This window comes from Streptomyces sp. NPDC047886 (genome assembly GCF_043204435.1).
In the GTDB taxonomy this organism is placed as follows: Bacteria; Actinomycetota; Actinomycetes; order Streptomycetales; family Streptomycetaceae; genus Streptomyces.
In genome coordinates this window covers 154,138-171,304 of record NZ_JBIDCF010000007.1, presented here as the reverse complement: position 1 = coordinate 171,304, position 17,167 = coordinate 154,138, and the positions used below count along the sequence as shown (strand labels likewise).

General features: G+C 69.1%; 14 protein-coding genes and 1 tRNA gene. 9 read left to right on the top strand and 6 right to left on the bottom strand.

Annotated elements, in window-relative coordinates; translation table 11 throughout:
• Window positions 1–68 precede the first annotated feature (68 nt).
• Complete coding sequence (locus ACGF5U_RS23615; protein WP_392715132.1) at window positions 69–698, bottom strand: 5-formyltetrahydrofolate cyclo-ligase; 630 nt, start codon at window positions 696–698, stop codon at window positions 69–71.
• A 91-nt stretch (window positions 699–789) separates the two neighbouring features.
• Here ACGF5U_RS23615 and galU point away from each other — a divergent pair, with 91 nt between their 5' ends.
• The 7 genes from galU (at window position 790) to ACGF5U_RS23580 (ending at window position 6,438) form a co-directional block, all read left to right on the top strand.
• Entirely contained in the window at window positions 790–1,716 is a 927-nt protein-coding gene (gene galU / locus ACGF5U_RS23610) for a UTP--glucose-1-phosphate uridylyltransferase GalU (protein ID WP_392715131.1), read from the top strand.
• 5 nt (window positions 1,717–1,721) lie between these two features.
• The gene (gene glp, locus ACGF5U_RS23605; RefSeq protein WP_392715130.1) at window positions 1,722–3,023 is read left to right on the top strand and encodes a gephyrin-like molybdotransferase Glp; all 1,302 of its coding nucleotides are present in this window, start codon (window positions 1,722–1,724) and stop codon (window positions 3,021–3,023) included.
• A gap of 85 nt (window positions 3,024–3,108) precedes the next feature.
• Window positions 3,109–3,588, top strand: coding sequence for a cyclic pyranopterin monophosphate synthase MoaC (gene moaC, locus ACGF5U_RS23600; RefSeq protein ID WP_392715129.1), 480 nt, complete (start codon window positions 3,109–3,111; stop codon window positions 3,586–3,588).
• 188 nt (window positions 3,589–3,776) lie between these two features.
• Window positions 3,777–4,250 carry a molybdenum cofactor biosynthesis protein B gene (locus ACGF5U_RS23595; RefSeq protein WP_392715241.1) on the top strand — a complete coding sequence of 158 codons (474 nt, stop codon included), beginning with the start codon at window positions 3,777–3,779 and terminating at the stop codon, window positions 4,248–4,250.
• Entirely contained in the window at window positions 4,247–4,915 is a 669-nt protein-coding gene (locus ACGF5U_RS23590) for a GNAT family N-acetyltransferase (RefSeq protein ID WP_392715128.1), read from the top strand. Before ACGF5U_RS23595 ends, ACGF5U_RS23590 begins: the two co-directional genes overlap by 4 nt.
• A 141-nt stretch (window positions 4,916–5,056) precedes the next feature.
• Entirely contained in the window at window positions 5,057–6,274 is a 1,218-nt protein-coding gene (gene glpR / locus ACGF5U_RS23585) for a gephyrin-like molybdotransferase receptor GlpR (protein ID WP_392715127.1), read from the top strand.
• Window positions 6,275–6,364: 90 nt separating this feature from the next.
• A tRNA-Ala gene (locus tag ACGF5U_RS23580) sits at window positions 6,365–6,438 on the top strand.
• Window positions 6,439–6,673: 235 nt separating this feature from the next.
• Here the strand turns inward: ACGF5U_RS23580 and ACGF5U_RS23575 are convergent.
• Together ACGF5U_RS23575 and ACGF5U_RS23570 are read right to left on the bottom strand one after the other, a co-directional pair.
• On the bottom strand, window positions 6,674–8,494 hold the full coding sequence (locus ACGF5U_RS23575) for a hypothetical protein (protein WP_392715126.1): 1,821 nt from the start codon (window positions 8,492–8,494) through the stop codon (window positions 6,674–6,676).
• Entirely contained in the window at window positions 8,491–9,798 is a 1,308-nt protein-coding gene (locus tag ACGF5U_RS23570) for a hypothetical protein (RefSeq protein ID WP_392715125.1), read from the bottom strand. The genes ACGF5U_RS23575 and ACGF5U_RS23570 overlap by 4 nt, the downstream gene beginning before the upstream one ends.
• 819 nt (window positions 9,799–10,617) lie before the next feature.
• Between ACGF5U_RS23570 and ltrA the strand changes: the two genes are divergently transcribed.
• Window positions 10,618–12,339, top strand: coding sequence for a group II intron reverse transcriptase/maturase (gene ltrA / locus ACGF5U_RS23565; protein WP_392818894.1), 1,722 nt, complete (start codon window positions 10,618–10,620; stop codon window positions 12,337–12,339).
• Window positions 12,340–12,528: 189 nt separating this feature from the next.
• Here ltrA and ACGF5U_RS23560 read toward each other — a convergent pair whose 3' ends face one another.
• From ACGF5U_RS23560 to ACGF5U_RS23550, 3 genes are all read right to left on the bottom strand, one after another.
• Window positions 12,529–13,161 carry a hypothetical protein gene (locus ACGF5U_RS23560; RefSeq protein WP_392715123.1) on the bottom strand — a complete coding sequence of 211 codons (633 nt, stop codon included), beginning with the start codon at window positions 13,159–13,161 and terminating at the stop codon, window positions 12,529–12,531.
• A gap of 141 nt (window positions 13,162–13,302) precedes the next feature.
• Complete coding sequence (locus tag ACGF5U_RS23555; RefSeq protein ID WP_392715122.1) at window positions 13,303–14,538, bottom strand: hypothetical protein; 1,236 nt, start codon at window positions 14,536–14,538, stop codon at window positions 13,303–13,305.
• Complete coding sequence (locus ACGF5U_RS23550; RefSeq protein ID WP_392818892.1) at window positions 14,538–15,245, bottom strand: YwqG family protein; 708 nt, start codon at window positions 15,243–15,245, stop codon at window positions 14,538–14,540. The genes ACGF5U_RS23555 and ACGF5U_RS23550 overlap by 1 nt, the downstream gene beginning before the upstream one ends.
• Window positions 15,246–15,607: 362 nt before the next feature.
• Between ACGF5U_RS23550 and ACGF5U_RS23545 the strand changes: the two genes are divergently transcribed.
• Window positions 15,608–17,122 (top strand): serine/threonine-protein kinase, encoded by a 1,515-nt coding sequence (locus ACGF5U_RS23545; protein WP_392818890.1) that lies wholly within the window; start codon window positions 15,608–15,610, stop codon window positions 17,120–17,122.
• Window positions 17,123–17,167: the final 45 nt, after the last annotated feature.

Below are 17,167 nucleotides of genomic sequence, written 5' to 3'. Positions count from 1 at the left end.
GGGCCCCCGCGCGGAGGGCGCCCCGCCACGTGGAGGGCGCCCGCGCGGAGGGCGCCCCGCACCGGGTGTCAGTGCCCGGCGTGCGGGGCCAGGCGCCGCGCCCCCTCCGGGGTCACCACCGCGTGTACGGGGTGGTCGTGGGGTTCCTCCGGGACTCGCGCGACCACCTCGTTCGCGTAGAGCAGCACCACCAGGGCCGGGTCGGCGCCCGCCCGCGCCAGCCGGGCCAGGACGCGGTCGTACGAGCCGCCGCCCCGGCCGAGCCGCAGTCCCCGCGCGTCCACCGCGAGGCCGGGCAGCAGGACCGCGTCGGCCTCCACGACGGCCTCGGGACCCAGCCGGGGCCCCGCCGGCTCCAGCAGGCCGCGCCGGGCCCGTACGAGCCGCTCGGCGCCCTCGTACGGGGCCCAGTCCAGGTCGTTGTCGGCCATGAGCACCGGCAGCAGCACCCGTACGCCCCGCGTGTGCAGCGCGTCGAGCAGCGTGCGGGTCCCCGGCTCGCGCCCCACCGACACATAGGCGGCGACCGTCCGCGCGTCCGCGAGTTCCGGCAGTTCGAGCGCGTGGCGGGCGAGCTCCGCACCGGCCTCGCGGACGTCCGTGTCGGTCAGCAGGGCGCGGGCCGCCAGAAGCCGGCTCCGCAGAGCCGTCTTCCCGGACGCGTCCGCACCGCCGCCCGCCGTCGCATCGGACACCATGACCTCCTGAAACTCTCGTATGCGCCTATATGGGGAGGAAGTTAACCGAAAGCTCATCTTCTCCCCATACCGACCGGATATGGTGCTTCGCATGACTCAGTCGCACCCCAGGATCAGCAAGGCTGTCATCCCCGCCGCAGGCCTTGGCACCCGGTTCCTGCCTGCCACGAAAGCCACTCCCAAAGAGATGCTGCCTGTCGTCGACAAGCCCGCGATCCAGTACGTGGTCGAGGAGGCGGTGGGCGCCGGACTCCATGACGTGCTGATGATCACCGGTCGCAACAAGCGGCCCCTGGAGGACCACTTCGACCGCAACTACGAGCTGGAGGAGGCCCTCTACAGGAAGGGCGACCAGGAGCGACTGGGCAGGGTCAAGCAGTCCAACGACCTGGCCACCATGCACTATGTGCGCCAGGGCGACCCGCGCGGCCTCGGTCACGCCGTGCTGTGCGCCGCCCCGCACGTCGGCGACCAGCCGTTCGCGGTGCTCCTCGGCGACGACCTGATCGATCCGCGCGACCCGCTGCTCTCCCGCATGGTGGAGGTCCAGGAGCGCGAGGGCGGCAGCGTGGTCGCGCTGATGGAGGTCGAACCGTCGCAGATCCACCTCTACGGCTGCGCGGCCGTCGAGCCCACCGTCGAGTCCGACGTCGTCAAGGTGACGAACCTGGTCGAGAAGCCCGAACCGGCCGACGCCCCCAGCAATTACGCGATCATCGGGCGCTATGTGCTGGACCCCGCCGTGTTCGGGATACTGCGCGAGACCGAACCGGGCCGGGGCGGTGAGATCCAGCTCACCGACGCCCTGCAGAAGCTCGCGATGACGCACGCGTCGGCGGCTTCCGCCGCCGCGTCGGTCGGCGGGCCCGTGCACGGAGTCGTGTTCAAGGGCCGCCGCTACGACACCGGCGACCGCGGCGACTATCTGCGGGCGATTGTCAGACTCGCGTGCGAACGTGAAGATCTGGGACCGGAGTTCCGCACCTGGCTTCGCCGTTTCGTCACCGAGGAGATGTAGCGACTGTGAGTACGACCTCGACCTGGTCGGTGGACGAGCACCTGGAGGACATCCTCGGTGCGGTCCACCCGCTCGACCCCATCGAGCTGCAACTGCCCGACGCCCAGGGCTGCGTCCTGGTCGAGGACGTCACGGTGCCCGTCGCCCTGCCCCCCTTCGACAACAGCTCCATGGACGGGTACGCGGTCCGGGTCGCCGACGTCGCGGGGGCGAGCGAGGAGTTCCCCGCCACGCTCACCGTCATCGGCGACGTGGCGGCCGGCAGCGGCGAGCCGCCCACCGTCGGCCCCGGCCAGGCCGCGCGCATCATGACCGGCGCCCCCCTGCCGCCCGGCGCCGAGGCGGTCGTCCCGGTCGAGTGGACCGACGGCGGCGCGGGCGGTGGCGCGGCCACCACGATGCGCGCCGCGAGCGCCGCCCCCGAAGGCGCGACCGGCGAGGTCCGCGTCCACCGGCCGGTCGAGGCCCGCGCCCATGTGCGCGCGCGTGGCAGCGACGTCCAGGCCGGCGACCTCGCCCTGCGGGAGGGCACCGTCCTCGGGCCGCCGCAGATCGGGCTGCTCGCCGCCATCGGCCGGGGCACGGTGCGCGTGCGGCCCCGCCCGCGCGTGGTCGTGCTGTCCACCGGCAGCGAGCTCGTCCAGCCGGGCGAGGAGCTGGGGCCGGGCCAGATCTACGACTCGAACAGCTTCGCGCTGATGGCCGCCGCCCGGGACGCCGGCGCCATCGCCTACCGGGTCGGCGCCGTCACCGACGACGCGGACGCCCTCCGCGCCACCATCGAGGACCAGCTCGTCCGCGCGGACCTGCTGGTCACCACAGGCGGGGTCAGCGTCGGCGCGTACGACGTGGTCAAGGAGGCCCTGTCGTCGCTGGGCGACGCCGACGAGCCCGGTGGTGTCGACTTCCGCAGGCTGGCCATGCAGCCCGGCAAGCCGCAGGGCTTCGGAGCCGTCGGCCCCGACCACATCCCTTTGCTGGCCCTGCCGGGGAACCCGGTGTCCTCGTACGTCTCGTTCGAGCTGTTCGTCCGCCCCGCGATCCGCGCCCTGATGGGCCTGAAGGATCTGCACCGGCCGCGCGCGCGTGCCGCCGTCGTCGCCGACAAGCCGCTGACGTCACCGGCCGGGAAGCGCCAGTTCCTGCGGGGGACGTACGACGCCGAGGCGGGTACCGTCACACCTGTGGGCGGTGCCGGCTCCCACCTGATCGCCGCGCTCGCCCACGCGAACGCGCTGCTCGTCGTACCGGAGGACATCACCGCGGTCGAGCCGGGCACCGAGCTCGAGGTGGTTCTCATCGGCTGAGCCGGGCCCCCACGACGGGCCGCCCTGGCGGTACGGTGTCTGCCGCCGTGCCGACAACCGGCGCCAGAACGCGAGGCGGAGTCCAGTGAGTACGCAAGGCAGCCTGACCCACATCGACGAGGCGGGGGCGGCCCGCATGGTCGACGTCTCCGGAAAGGACGTCACGGCCCGCACCGCCCGAGCCAGCGGCCGCGTCCTCGTCTCGCCGCGCGTGGTGGAACTGCTGCGCGGCGAGGGCGTCCCCAAGGGCGACGCCCTCGCCACCGCCCGTATCGCGGGCATCATGGGTGCCAAGCGCACCCCCGACCTGATCCCGCTCTGCCACCCGCTGGCCGTCTCCGGGGTGAAGCTGGACCTGGCCGTCGCCGACGACGCCGTGGAGATCACCGCCACGGTGAAGACGACCGACCGCACCGGCGTCGAGATGGAGGCCCTCACCGCGGTGTCCGTGGCCGCGCTCACCGTCGTGGACATGGTCAAGGCCGTCGACAAGGCGGCCGTCATCACCGACGTACGGGTGGAGGAGAAGACGGGCGGCAAGTCCGGGGACTGGAGCCGGCAGTGACGACCATCCCCCCGACGCCCCCGACGCCCCCGACGCCCCCGACGCCCCCGACGCCCCCGACGCACCCCACCGCCCCGGCGCTGCACACGTCCCCGACGTCTCCGACGTCCCCGACGCACGGCACCGCCCCGGCGCCGCACACGTCCCCGACCGCCCCGGCGCCGCCCGGAACGCCCTCGTACCGGGCCCTGGTGATCACCGCGTCGAACCGTGCCGCCGCCGGCGTGTACGAGGACAAGGGCGGCCCGATACTCGCCGACGGACTGCGCGCGCTCGGCTTCGACGTCGAGGGACCGCAGGTCGTCCCGGACGGCGACCCGGTCGAGGCGGCCCTGCGCGCCGGGGTCGACGCGCGGTACGACGTCATCCTCACCACCGGCGGCACCGGTATCTCGCCGACCGACGCCACCCCCGAGGCCACCCGCCGCGTCCTCGACCACGAGGTGCCGGGCATCCCCGAGGCGATCCGCGCGTACGGCCGGGACAAGGTCCCGACGGCGGTGCTGTCCCGGGGCCTGGCCGGAGTCGCAGGCCGCACCCTGATCGTCAACCTGCCCGGTTCCACCGGCGGCGTACGGGACGGGCTCGCCGTCCTGGAGACCCTCCTGGTCCACGCGGTCGACCAGCTGCGCGGCGGCGACCATCCGAGACCGGCGTCATGAACCCGGCCTGGCCGGTGGTCCTCGCGGACGGTGACGTGGTCCTCCGCCCGATAAAGGCCCGCGACCAGAAGGTGTGGCGCGAGGTCAACCGGCGCAACCGCGACTGGCTGCGCCCCTGGGAGGCGACCGTGCCGCCGCCCGGCCCCGGCGGCCCGGTCGCGCAGCGTCCCACGTACCGGCAGATGGTCCGCCATCTGCGCGCCGAGGCGAACGCGGGACGGATGCTCCCGTTCGTCATCGAGTACCAGGGGCGGCTGGTCGGGCAGCTCACCGTCGCCGGGATCACCTGGGGCTCGATGTGCTCGGGTCACGTCGGCTACTGGGTGGACCGCGAGGTCGCGGGCCGGGGCGTGATGCCGACGGCCGTGGCACTCGCCGTCGACCACTGTTTCCGTTCGGTCGGACTGCACCGCATCGAGGTGTGCATTCGCCCCGAGAACACGCCCAGCCGCCGGGTCGTGGAGAAATTGGGATTCCGGGAGGAAGGGCCGCGCCCGCGCTACCTCCACATCGACGGAGCGTGGCGGGACCATCTCGTCTACGCGCTGACCGCCGAGGAGGTGCCGGAGGGGCTGCTGCGGCGCTGGCAGCGGGCACGAGCTCCGCATACGACGTCGGCTCCGTCCGATCCCACGCCCCACGGACGAGCCCACCCCGATAAATAAAATAGATGTTCGAATTCAGTCGGTCTTGACCAGCAACCGATCTGAACAATCACAAAAAAAGTCAGTGATATCAGCCGGATCGTGCGACACACCGGCCCAATTGGCCGATGGCCTCAACGGAACCCCTCTACGGTGTGAGACGTGAGCAGCAGCGGCCTCATCTACGCAGTCATCGTCGGGGCCTGGGCCGCCTACCTGGTGCCGATGTGGCTCCGCAGGCAGGACGAGCTGAACGAAGCACGTCCGACGGAACGCTTCAGCACCGCCATCCGGCTCCTGTCCGGACGGGCGGGAATGGAGCGCCGGTACGCCAAGGAGCTGCGCGAGCGCGAGGCATGGCGGTCGGGGGACGGACGGTCGGCCACCGACGTGGACCCGGACGCGGAGACGGAGCACTTGAGCTCGGTCGACGTCCGGGCCTTCGCCGCGCCCCCGGACCGCACGGAAGCCCGCCTCGCCGTCCCGCCGCACAGCCACGTCCCGGCGCACGGCTCCACGCACGGCCACGCCCCGGCGGACCGCCCCGACCGGCTGGACCGCACCGGTCACGCGCCCGCGAACGCGTCCGGCGGACCGGCATCGGCCGCCGACTCGGCCGCCCCGCCCGCCCCGGCCGCCGCCCGCCCGGCGCGGCGCCGGACCCCGCCCCGTGGGAACGCCGCCGCCGAACGCGCCCGCCGCTCCCGTGTCCTCGCCCGCCGCCGCCGCACCACGGTGATCCTCTTCCTCGCGTTCACGCTCGGCGCGATCGTCGCGGCGGTCGGCGGCCTGGCCTTCCTGTGGGTGCCCGGCATCCCGGCCATCCTGCTCAGCGCGTACATCGTGCACCTGCGCCACCAGGAGCGGCGCCGCTTCGTGTACGTCATGGACCGCCGCCGCGCCGAGGCCGCCGCCCAGCGCCTGCGCGAGAACCGGCCGCGCCGCCAGCCCGCCCCCGACCAGGAGGACGAGCCCGAGGCGCGCCACCGCCACGACCCCGACCCCGAACCCGCCCCGGCGCTCTCCCCGCAGGAGGCGGGGCGCCGCGCGCTGGTCGAACAGACCGACCACGCGGAGTGGGTGGACCAGCAACGCGAACGCGGCCCCGCCCGCGGCGACAGCTGGGACCCCGTCCCGGTCCCGCTCCCCACGTACGTCACCGCCCCGGTCGCCCCGCGCGCCACGGGCGGCGTCGACATCAGCGACCCCGAGACCTGGAGCGCCGCCCGCTCCTCCGTGGCGGAGCCCACCCCGCCCCCCGCGACCCGCAAGAACCCGAACCCCTCGGCGACACCCCCGCGCCGCCCCCGCGACCACGGCCGCACGCCGCTGTTCGACCAGTACGCCGACGAGGACCGCCCCCGCGCCGCCAACGAGTGACGAGAGTGATCCACGTCCCCGCGCCCCGCGCGCGGGGAAAGCGGATTTCCGGGCAGCCCGATCGGGATGCTAATGTTTCACACGTCGCAAGGGCCTGTGGCGCAGACTGGTAGCGCACCTCGTTCGCATCGAGGGGGTCAGGGGTTCAAATCCCCTCAGGTCCACGCACGACTGTTCTTGAGTTAGCTCAGGAAGGGTTCACGAGATCCCGTCCGATCGAAAGATCGGGCGGGATCTTCGTCGTTTCGGGGGTCGTTCGATGCCTGTTCGGGGTGGTGGATGGCGGCGTATCGGGTCTGGCGGGTTGCTCGGCAGGTGCCTCACCGCTGCCGGGGCATGCGAACCGGCCCCGGTCGCCCGGGGCTGGTGATGGTGCTGTGCGGCTGTGACGCTGCCCGATCAGAGGTTGGCCGGCGGATGCCGCCCCATGTCGAGTGGGGTGGGCATGTAGGCCAGGTCATGATCTGGGGCAGCTGGAACGGATTCGAAGTCGGCGTCGGAGAGTCGGCTGCCGGTGCGCTCGTAGAGCCAGGTTTCCAGGATGTCCAGGTTTCCGATGGCCAACATGATCGCGATCAGGATCGTCTGGGCCACCTGGCCGGGTGCTCGGCGGTGCATCGGGTTGCCGATGTCCATGTAGGCGCCCTTGAGGCGGCCGTTGAGGCCCTCGTTGTGGGAGCGGATCGGCTTGTAGATCCGGTCCCAGGCGGGGCTGAGGTAGTGGCTGTCCTGTCGGACCTTTGCGCTCTTCAGGTCTCCGGCCGCGTCGGCGGGGACGCTGATTGCGGAGGCCCCGCAGACGGCGGGCAGCGCCTCCTTGCCGGGAGGGTCCGTCCACTCTCTGTCAGGGAGCTGGACGGTCGGGCGAGCCGAGGCGTGGCTGGCGCGGGAGCGGAGATCCGCCAGTTTGATCACGGTCTGAGGCGGGCCCGAGGCGGTCGGTCGAGCAGGGCGGAGGCGTTCTCGGCGTGGACAGTTCACCGAAGGGGACGGTCCGGCCGCCGGGCATTGCAGGCGCACGGTTCCGCGGGCGTCGGCGTTCTGCTTGAGCTTGAGGAAGTAGGGCAGTCGCTCGGCGACCAGAGGTTTCAGATCGTCGAGCCGTCGGCGGAAGGTCTTGTCGTCCATGCCGTGAGTGGCCTGAGCCAAGGCGTTGGGGATGTGTGGGCAGGCGAGGGAGCCGTCGATCAGTACGGCTCCTTGCCAACTGCCCTGGATGCCACGGTCAGCCGCCTTGTAGTCCAGGGCAAGGCGGTACCCCAGTTGGCGTACGGGGATCTGAAAGTTCTCCGGCGAGCAGCCGGTGTATGCGCGATCTGCGGCACAGATACCTGCCGGCAGCCGAAGCTCGGCGAGGTGCTTCAACACGGTGACCGCGTTCTCGCCCGTACGGACGGTCGGAGTGTCCAGGCTGAGGCCGAGGCAGAGTTGCGGGTAGGAGGGCGCGCGGCGGCCCTTCGTGGCTCCTTCGCCTGTGCGGGAGTGGGCGGCGACGAGCAGGCTCGCGCTGTAGCCGAAGATGCCCTTGTCGGAGCCGCCGCTGAAGTGCCAGCCGGCGGTGATCTCGACGGAAGCTGTGCCCGAGCGGTCGCTGTCCGGGTCGGCCAGAACCGGGATCGAGGTGGCGTCTACTCCTACGTCACCGGCCCAGTGCCGCAGGTATCCGCGTTGCTGTGCCAGCCGGACCGGGACCAGTACGAGATCGTTCGCCAGCCGTTGGAGCCGGTTCGCGGCCGCGCGGCCGACAGCCTCGTCCCAGGCAGCGGAGTGGATGTCCGCCTCCGCTTGGTCCAGGCGCCGGCGCCGGTCGCAGCGTGCCGGGTCGAGCGCGGTGGTGATCCGGTCCAGCCCTCGGCAGAGGCGACGACTGGCAGCTATGCACGCACGTGCCGTGGACGGCGGAACCTCGGGGATGCCGAGCCACGCGCGGGCTGCGGGCTGGAGACGGAAGTGCAGGATCCGCCAGGCGTCGGAGACCGTGGCTCGGCCTGTGTAGTACACGGCGAGCATCAGGCCGGCCAGCACGGTCCTCGGCCGCACGCCTGGTGGCCCAGGACGGCCTCGCAGCATGTCCTCCAGCTGCTGGGGCAGGCCGGAGCGGTCGAGGACGGTCAGCAGCTGTCCGACCTTCGAGTCTGGGATCTCGGTGAGCCGTCCAGGCCGCAGTCGGGGCCGCGCATGGCGGGCGGCCAGCTGATCGGCTTCAGGCCGCGCCCTCACGAGCGGCGGCCACGCAGCAAGCGGATCACCTCTGTTCTGGGTAGTGGGGGCACCCAATGGTGGTAGCCCGCCAAACCGGCAGGGGAGGCCATGCCCGCGGCGGAAGCGACCGCCTCCGGACTGATGCCCTCGGAAAGCCGGCCGACGATCCACGTCGACCGCAACCGCCGAGCGGAGAGCGGCGGCAGACCCGCGTGGGGCCGATGGCGGGCAGGCCAGGACGAGACGAGGTTCTTGGCTGCCGCGACCTTCCGTCCCGGCCGGAAGAGGAATCCGGGTCCGGAGGTCTCTGCCAGCTCGGCCAGCGTGCCTTCCCAGTCGGAGTGGCACGCCACGAGTCGGCCGAGCAGCTTCTCCTCCAGCACCGCGACCCCGCCGGAGGTCACGCGAACATGCCTGCCTCGCATGGGCGGGACCTCGCCCGGCATCAAGCCACACCCGGCTCCGAGCGTCATGAGGGCGAGGCCGTCGAGTCGAGCCTGGTCCGGCAGATGATTCGCCCAATCCCGCAGGCGGGCCAACTCCCCGGCAGCATAAGGCGGCTGAGGCGTGCGAGGCGAGGAAAGCCGAGCCGGAGGCGCCTCTCCGCGCTGGACCCACACCAGAGCCTCCCGTGCCCGCCGCAGCCAGGTCCGGTAGGTCAGTACTGTCGAGTCCTTTGCCGCAACGCAGCCCGACAGGATGAAGGCGTCGATCGTCTCGGTCCGCAGCCAGGTTCCCGGGTCGCGCGGCAGCCCGCTCCGGTCCGCCCAGACCGCGATCCGGCCGATCACATGCAGCAGATGCTCCGCGGCATAGCAGGTGGCCGGAGCTGTCGCCGCCACGGTGGCTCTCACCAGTTCGGCGACCGGTCCCCACTGCCGGTGCGGCAGCCGGGGCCGGTAGTCGCGGATCTTGCTGGAGACCTCCGAGCTCAGTGTCACAGACCAACAGAACCGGCTGGACAAGCAGCCAGTGAAGACGTCGAAGGCGATCTTCACGGAAAGGAGTGCATCGACATGGTCGGAGGTTTGGCCCGCAAGACCGCGCCGAGAGACCTTGCCCGCGATCCGGAATCCTGGCCCGACTCCGCCGTCGACGACGTCGCCGCCAGAGTTGTCCAGGCCATCGCCCGCGAGCTCGCGCTCGCCCTGGAGCGCGAGAAGCGAAGCCTGCGGCAGGTCTCCACCGGATCCGGGGTCAACCGGCAGGCCATCGCCGACCTGCTCGCCGGCCGGTGCTGGCCGGACGTCGTCACCGTTGCCCGCCTGGAAGATTTCCTCGCTGCCCCACTGTACCCGCGGGACGGAATGCGCAGTACGCATGAAAATCGGCCTTCCCGTCCCCAGGGAAACCCGTCCCAGGGAACGACGAAATAGGCCACGCGCCCCCGAGGCGAGGCGGATTGCTCTAGCCTCGGGGATGCGGTGCGACGTGAAGTCGCTGTTGAGTAGCGGAAGTTGAGTGAGGTGAGGCAGCTTCTCCGGCCAGTGACCAAGGGCCGGTCCCCAGCCTCGGGTGCGTCTGCGGTGACGCGGGGGTGCTGAGCCGAGGCGGTCAAGCCCAAGGGCATGGTGGGCCATCACCGAGCCACAGGCGAAGGGGAAGTCCGGACGGGCGAGCGGAAGCGAACCCTTGTCCTTACGAGCCGTCATGAGGAACACCGCGCCTATGGCAAGCAGTCGGCGGTGACAACTCCTGGTGCTGAAAAGCACAACACGACGCCGGTTCAGCTCGCACCTGACGGAGGGACACAGTCCCATGCGTAGGTCACCGTGGGAGTCGGCTCAAAGAGGGCGCCCCAGCCGGACGCATCTACAGACAGCGGAACATGGAAACCCCGTACGGGTCCGGTGTGTCAGCCGGTAGGCCGGAGGTAACGAAGGCGCAATCCCTGTGCGGAAACAGGATGATCCAAGAAGCGAATGCCGCCAGGGCGAAAGCCCGGGGGAAAGGCCAGGCAATCGGGACGCCTCCCGACTGGCTATAACTCGGCGAATACCGGCCGAATGGCCGGGCCTGAAAAGGAGCTGACGTGGATCAGGTAGGCCATGCAGAGCCAATGGGCACAACCTTGCACCCCGGGGCAAGTTGGACAGAAGGAGGAAAGTGCCATGTCGACTCCAGTGGTTCCAAGCCTCCCGATGAACGGACCCGAGGGCGACGCGGAATTCTGGACCTCCATTGAATGGAACTCGGAAGAGGCGTATGTAAAGCGACTGCGTCAACGGATCTACAGGGCCGCACGGAACGGTGATCTGAAGCAGGTGCGCAACCTGCAAAAGCTCATGCTGCGCTCTCGGGCGAACGTGCTGACAAGCGTGCGCCGGGTGACGCAACAGAGCGCCGGAAGGAAGACAGCGGGTATCGACGGAGCCATAGCAATGACCTCGAAGACGCGAGGAGCCTTGGCGCGGCAAACTCTCACCGTGCCAAACATCCCCGCGAAACCCGTAAAGCGTGTGTACATCCCGAAGGCGAATGGAAAGGTAAGGCCCCTCGGTATCCCCGTTATCCGTGACCGTGTAAACCAGGCGCGACTCAAGAATGCCCTTGAGCCGGAATGGGAGGCACGGTTCGAAGGACGGAGTTACGGATTCAGGCCAGGCCGTGGATGCGCGGACGCCATCGCGGCCATCTTCCAGATCGCCTGCAAGAAGTCCGCGAAACGACTCTGGGTCCTCGACGCAGATCTGTCCGCAGCCTTCGACCACATCAGCCACCATCACCTGATGGACTCCCTCGGCCTCTTCCCGGGCCGTCGGCAGATCCACGGATGGCTCCGGGCTGGTGTCATGACGCAGGGCACCTATGCGCATACGACGGAGGGCACGCCGCAAGGCGGCGTCATCAGTCCGCTGCTGCTGAACATCGCCCTGCACGGGATGGGAGAGTCTATCGGCGCGAATATCCCCACTCGGGGCACTCGCGGAGACTCCCCGGCCCTTGTCCGGTACGCCGACGATTTCGTGGTGCTCTGCTTCACGAAGGAACAGGCAAGTGAGCTGAAAGCCGAACTGTCCGACTGGCTGGCCCCAAGAGGTCTATCCTTCAACGAGGACAAGACGCGTGTCGTCCATCTCGAAGAAGGATTCGACTTTCTCGGTTTCAACGTCCGCCGGTACAACGGCAAGATGCTCATCAAGCCGAGCAAGGACGCAGTTCAGCGTGTCAAGAAGAAGATCAAGGCCACTATCCGCGAACACCGCGGAAGGCCGGCGGAAGCGCTGGTCGGTGCGCTCAGCCCCTTGGTGCGGGGATGGTCGACCTACTACCGGCACGTTGTCTCGAAAAACACCTTCAACAAGCTGGACACCTTCACGTACTACGCCTTGAAGCGGTGGGCCCTCTACTGCCACCCGCGCAAGACGCCCCGATGGATTCGGGAACGGTACTGGGGAAAGTACGAACTCAACCGCGAGAACACGTGGGTGTTCGGGTCCGAGACCAAGCACCTGCCCAAATTCTCATGGACCGGGATCGTCCGGCACGTCATGGTCAAAGGAGATGCCTCCTGTGATGACCCGGCGCTGGACAGCTACTGGAAGGACCGAGCCCGGAAACGGATGCCAGGCATCGAATCCAAACGGATTCTCACCCTGGCAGCGCGGCAGAAGGGACTGTGCACCAGATGCGGACAGGACCTGATCGAAGGCGCGGGGTACGATCCCGATGACGTCAACGACTGGGCGAAATGGTTCACGGCCTGCCATCGAGGCATCCACGTGCACCACCTCACCTACCGCAGCCGAGGCGGCAGCGACCACCTGGGCAATCTGGAGGTCATTCACACGCTGTGTCACCGGCAGCTCCATGCCGGAGACCGGAAAAGAACAACGGCGCCGAGCGGCCAGAGGCCCGCTTGAGCCGTGTGCCGCGACGAGTGGCATGCACGGTTCTGAGGGGGCCGGGTCACGGCAACGTGACCCGGCTACCCGACTGAGCCACTACGAGGGTCCACGTCACTGGTTCCGAAGAGGGTCCAAGCTCAACGGAGCCCGTCCCCTTCTCCCCGCAATGGGAGGAGGGGACGTCTCATGTTCAGGGCGGCGGCGTCAGGCGTCCCCTCCCTGCGATTCCGTGACCCGGCGGGCGCCGAAAGTTCCGATCGGGTGCTCCACGGCACGGCCGTTCTTCACCAGCCGCTTGCACGTCGCGCGGGTCGTCTCGATGGGCGCCCGCCCTTCGTCGCCCTTGGTCGGGCGCCCAAGGGCCTCTGTGATGTCCTTGACCTTCATCGGCCGTCCGGCGCCCACGAGGATCTGCTCGACCGCCTGCATCAACTGCCCGGACGGCGATCGCGAAGGCCCGCTCTGCCTGGCACGCGTCTCCTCTGGCGGCTTGCTCGGTTCCGACTCGTCGTCGGCGGACGCATCGCCGTCCTCGTGCTCCGTGTCAGCTTCCTGCTGGGAGCTTTGATTGTCCTCGGACGGCGCCGAGCGACCCGCGAGGAGCTCGGCGAGAGCTTCGCTCAGCTGATCGCGAGTGCTCGCGTACTTTGCCGCCTCGACTCGGAGGTCCGCGAGCTCTGCTTCGAGCTCCGAGATCCGCGCCAGCGTCCGATCAGTCTTGCTGGAGTAGATCCCAACAGCCGTCCGCAACCCGGGAGCCGCATCCGGCTCGCCCGCCCCTGTGAAGTCCATCCGCCCCTCCTCGGCCCTCCCGTACGACAGGACAACGGCAGTCATCGTAGGGAATGCCAGTCGTGCCCGGCAGCTAAATGACCAACGAGTCTGGCAGTTGAGGCGCTGCGGAGCGTGAGCCTGATGTCTGGCATCCCTGACCTGCGTGTCTGCGACGCCAGTCGTAATGCTTAACATCGTCAACAGTTACGGCAGATCAGGCTCTGCCGCGATTCCTGACGCAACGTCTTCGAGGACGAGGCCCGGAAGGATGGCCAGTCCCAGTCTCTGAAGATCCACGTTCGGGCTGGCTGCCTTCTCTGCAACGCGGGGCGACCAGGAGGCCAGCCCATCCAGTGCAGGTACCAAGCCTTCTCGGTCGTCACTGAGCAGGGCTGCCACGAGCGACACGACATCGGCGCGGGAGCTGCCTGCTGAAGTCGGGAGAACGGCCAGCCCTGAGAGTGCGCGCTGGTCACGAGAGCCACAGAGCGCCGTGAGGGCGGCGAGAGCGAATCGGACTGCATCGCTCTCGTTCTCCCAGCGGGACAGCAGTCTCGGCAGCTCGCTGCCGATGGCCCGCCGTGTCAGGTACTCAGCTGCAGACTCCTCCCAGCCACCCCCGAGTGCGGTGATGCGATCGGCCAGGGAGACCTCTGCAGCCGGCCCCGAAGCAGCAAGCCGCAACAGGTCGCCGAGCAGAACCAGCCGGCTGCCGGGCGCGACGCTGTCGTCGCAGACCAGCTCCATGATGAATGGGACAGCCTCGACGGTGGTGTCGGTGCAAGTGCCTTGGTGAGCCACGGCATCCGCGAGATCACCGAGGAACTCGCCCGTTGACCCGTAGGGCTCGCCGAACGCGAACTCCTCATCAAGCAGCCACCCCACGGCATCCGGAGCATCCTCCGCACTGCCGTACATGCGCTCTGCGACCGCCACCACGGCCTGGACTAGCACTGCGGGCTCACCGACCTCAATGCACTTCCACGGCGGACCGGCCGGAGGCCGCGCGGGATCCTCGGGCAGAGGGCTCGGAAGGGCGACGTCGGCGCCGGCCTGCTCATGGACCAGGCCGTCCCGTGGGAAGACTCCTTCGAGAGTCGCAGCATGGCCCTCGCTGCATCCCTGCTGAAAACCGGCGTGGGCACGGGCCACACCGGCCACCCGAATCCGTTCACTCCGGAAGAACGGCTCGAGAGCCATGCGCTCGTACCCGCTGTAGACGGCCAGCGAGAAGACCTGCCACCACCCCTCCAGCTCCGGGTCCATCGACGGCTTTCCGTACCAGAAGCTCGACGGAATGAACCGGAAGTGATCGTGGACGCGCACTGCCGTCAGACGGTGGCCCATCCCGGAAAGCTCGGCCGCAGCGGCGCGGGCAGCGCCCTCACTCGGCAGGCTCAGCGTGTACTGGACTCCCCAAGCGGGAGGCGTCGCGGCCATCAGCTGCACTGCCAGGTGAACATCGCCCGCTCGAAGCGCCGCTCGGCCAGATCCTCCGGGCGGATCAGCCAGTACAGGGCTCCGGCATCGCCCCACATCATGTCCGCAGCGTCCTCGCTGTCGAACTGGGCCAGCAGCACCCAGCCGCCAGCTTCCTCGGACAGCCGAGGGTCGTCCCAGGACACCTCGCCGTCCAAGACCGCCTCCGCGACCTCGATCTCCACCGGGTTCTGTACGGAGTGAGCGTGGCCGCCGATCTGGTGCCTGACCGCGTCGTCGAACTCCCACAGCGCGTCGAGGAACTCCTGCGAGCAGACGGGATGGTCGTACCGGTTCCCCAGCGGGGCGTCCGGAGCGAAGACGGCCCGTACCGACGGATACCAGGGCTCGGTCGCCGTCATCTCCACCCGAGCGGCCAGTGGCACCACCGGATAGGGCTTGAGCCCTGCAGGCGCCCCTCGCTCCGCCACCTCCTCGTCAGCCGCCACATAGAGCACGCGGGCGCCCGCCCAGCTCTCCCGGTCCTCAATCAGAACGAGAGCATCGCCGTCGTCCAACTGCCCGTCGAAGTAGAAGAACAACAGCGTTCCTGCTGCGGGCAGATCGATGTCCAGCGCAGCCGCCGGCAGGCACGCGCAGTCGATCGAGGCGATGAAGGAGAGCGGACCGTGACCATCCCATGCCGGCCACTCTGCGGTGGCCGGCAAGGCGGGCAGGCCGCCAAGATGGCCGACTACGTCGTCAGAGCTAGCCGCTATCTCAAGACGCACACCAGGGCGAAGCAGACCTAGCCACTTCTCGGCAGCCTCAGGCGACAGATGCTGCAGGGCGAGAGAGCGCAGGGCATCTCGGGAACCATGTGTCATGCGGCCGATCATCCACGGCGTCACTGACAGAACTGGTTTCGGGGCGAGCGTCTCACTGCCCAAGGGCACCGCATAGGATCCACCGCCAGCAACGCTTGGCCTGAGAGGTAGCTCACGTGACCGCCCGAATCCTTCCCGCGTCTCCCCGTGACCCCGCTCGTGTCGGCCCGTACCGAGTAGTAGGCCGCTTGGGTAGCGGAGGCATGGGGACGGTGCACGCCGCTCTGGACAGCCGTGGCAATCGTCTTGCGGTGAAGATCGTCCACCCTGCTCAAGCTGGCGATGAGGAGTTCCGCGCCCGCTTCCGGCGCGAGGTGGCCCTGACAAGCAGGGTGAACGGGCCATGCCTTGTGCCCGTGGTGGCGGCGGACTGCGATGACGAGCGCCCATGGCTCGCCACGCCCTACATACCGGGGCCTACGCTCCAGCAACATGTCGCCGTGTCGGGCCCTCTCCAGGGGGTGATGCTGCACGCTTTGGCAGCTGGCACCGCGGCTGCCTTGGCTTCGGTCCACGAGGCCGGTGTGATTCACCGGGACATCAAGCCAGGCAATGTGATCCTCTCACCCGACGGTCCGCGCCTGCTCGACTTCGGCATCGCGCATGCCCTGGACTGCACCGCGGTCACCCGCACCGGAGTGCTGACTGGGACGCCTGGCTGGATCAGCCCGGAGCAGTACCGCACTGGTGCTGCGGGGCCAGAGTCCGACGTCTTCGCTTGGGGTGCACTCGTTGCCTACGCCGGAACAGGGCGCCATCCGTTCGGCACTGGGGCACTGGACACCGTCGCGTTCCGTGTGATGTCTCAAGAGCCTGACCTCTCCGGTATACCGGATGAACTGCGTCGTATTGCGGCAAGCGCATTGTCAAAGGAGCCAGGCGACCGGCCGATCGCACGCACCCTGAGCGAGGAGTGCATAGGGCTCCTCGCTCACCAGGACACCCAGGTACTGCCACCGCAGGTTTCAGTGCCCGTTGCTGTCGATACTCTGGTGACCAGCCATTGGAATGCACCACCTGCGCAGGCAGACGTGTGGCCCACTGCCCGGAGCGATGGCCAGGTCCGCAGGTATAGCTTCATCGCCGCCGCAGGGCTCACCGTCCTGAGCATCGGGGCTGCGGCTGTGTATGCGACCACACTTCGTGCAGGCCAAGATGTGACGCCTGCTGCACCGGCGAGCACCGCTTCCTCCGCGGCATCCGCTCCCTCTGCGGTTGCCGTTCCCGTTCGCCCGGCAACTACGCCTCCCTCAGTGGCCGCAGTCAGCACTCCAGCCGTGACACAGGAAGCACAGGAGCCGCAACCGGCCTACACCCGTAGTGACAACGCTCAGCCCACCGTCGAGGAGTGGTCCGAGGCCCGTGACGCTATGACAGCCTCCGAGCGAGACATCACCGCCGCCATCAACAAGGAGGTAGGCCCATTCCTCCGTGACGAATGGGGGCTGTCCGACGGCGTACAGGTAACGTTCAACCCCGAGGCGCAGACTATGTTTCTCACCGCTGGCCCTTCGGCCACTGTCTGGGAGAACGGCGGCGACTACACCGACCTCCGGCGCAGCATGATGTTCAGCGGCTGCTCCTACGGCAACGACAAACTACGCTCCGACATCAACTGGCCCTACGGGCGGGTGGTCGTCGTCTACCGAGAGTCGATGGCAAAACCTGTAATCGCTGACTACAGGGAAGTCACCAACGGCATGCGATGCCGTGTCTGAGGTAGCGTCAGGCGTTCGTGCCCGTTGCTCGATCCGAGATCGGAA

Coding starts and splice junctions, on each gene's coding strand:
- ACGF5U_RS23615 (WP_392715132.1), bottom strand. CDS start 698: ATGGTGTCCGATGCGACGGCGGGCGGCGGTGCGGACGCGTCCGGGAAG.
- ACGF5U_RS23560 (WP_392715123.1), bottom strand. CDS start 13,161: ATGACTGCCGTTGTCCTGTCGTACGGGAGGGCCGAGGAGGGGCGGATG.
- ACGF5U_RS23555 (WP_392715122.1), bottom strand. CDS start 14,538: ATGGCCGCGACGCCTCCCGCTTGGGGAGTCCAGTACACGCTGAGCCTG.
- ltrA (WP_392818894.1), top strand. CDS start 10,618: ATGAACGGACCCGAGGGCGACGCGGAATTCTGGACCTCCATTGAATGG.
- galU (WP_392715131.1), top strand. CDS start 790: ATGACTCAGTCGCACCCCAGGATCAGCAAGGCTGTCATCCCCGCCGCA.
- ACGF5U_RS23570 (WP_392715125.1), bottom strand. CDS start 9,798: ATGCGTACTGCGCATTCCGTCCCGCGGGTACAGTGGGGCAGCGAGGAA.
- ACGF5U_RS23545 (WP_392818890.1), top strand. CDS start 15,608: ATGGGGACGGTGCACGCCGCTCTGGACAGCCGTGGCAATCGTCTTGCG.
- ACGF5U_RS23590 (WP_392715128.1), top strand. CDS start 4,247: ATGAACCCGGCCTGGCCGGTGGTCCTCGCGGACGGTGACGTGGTCCTC.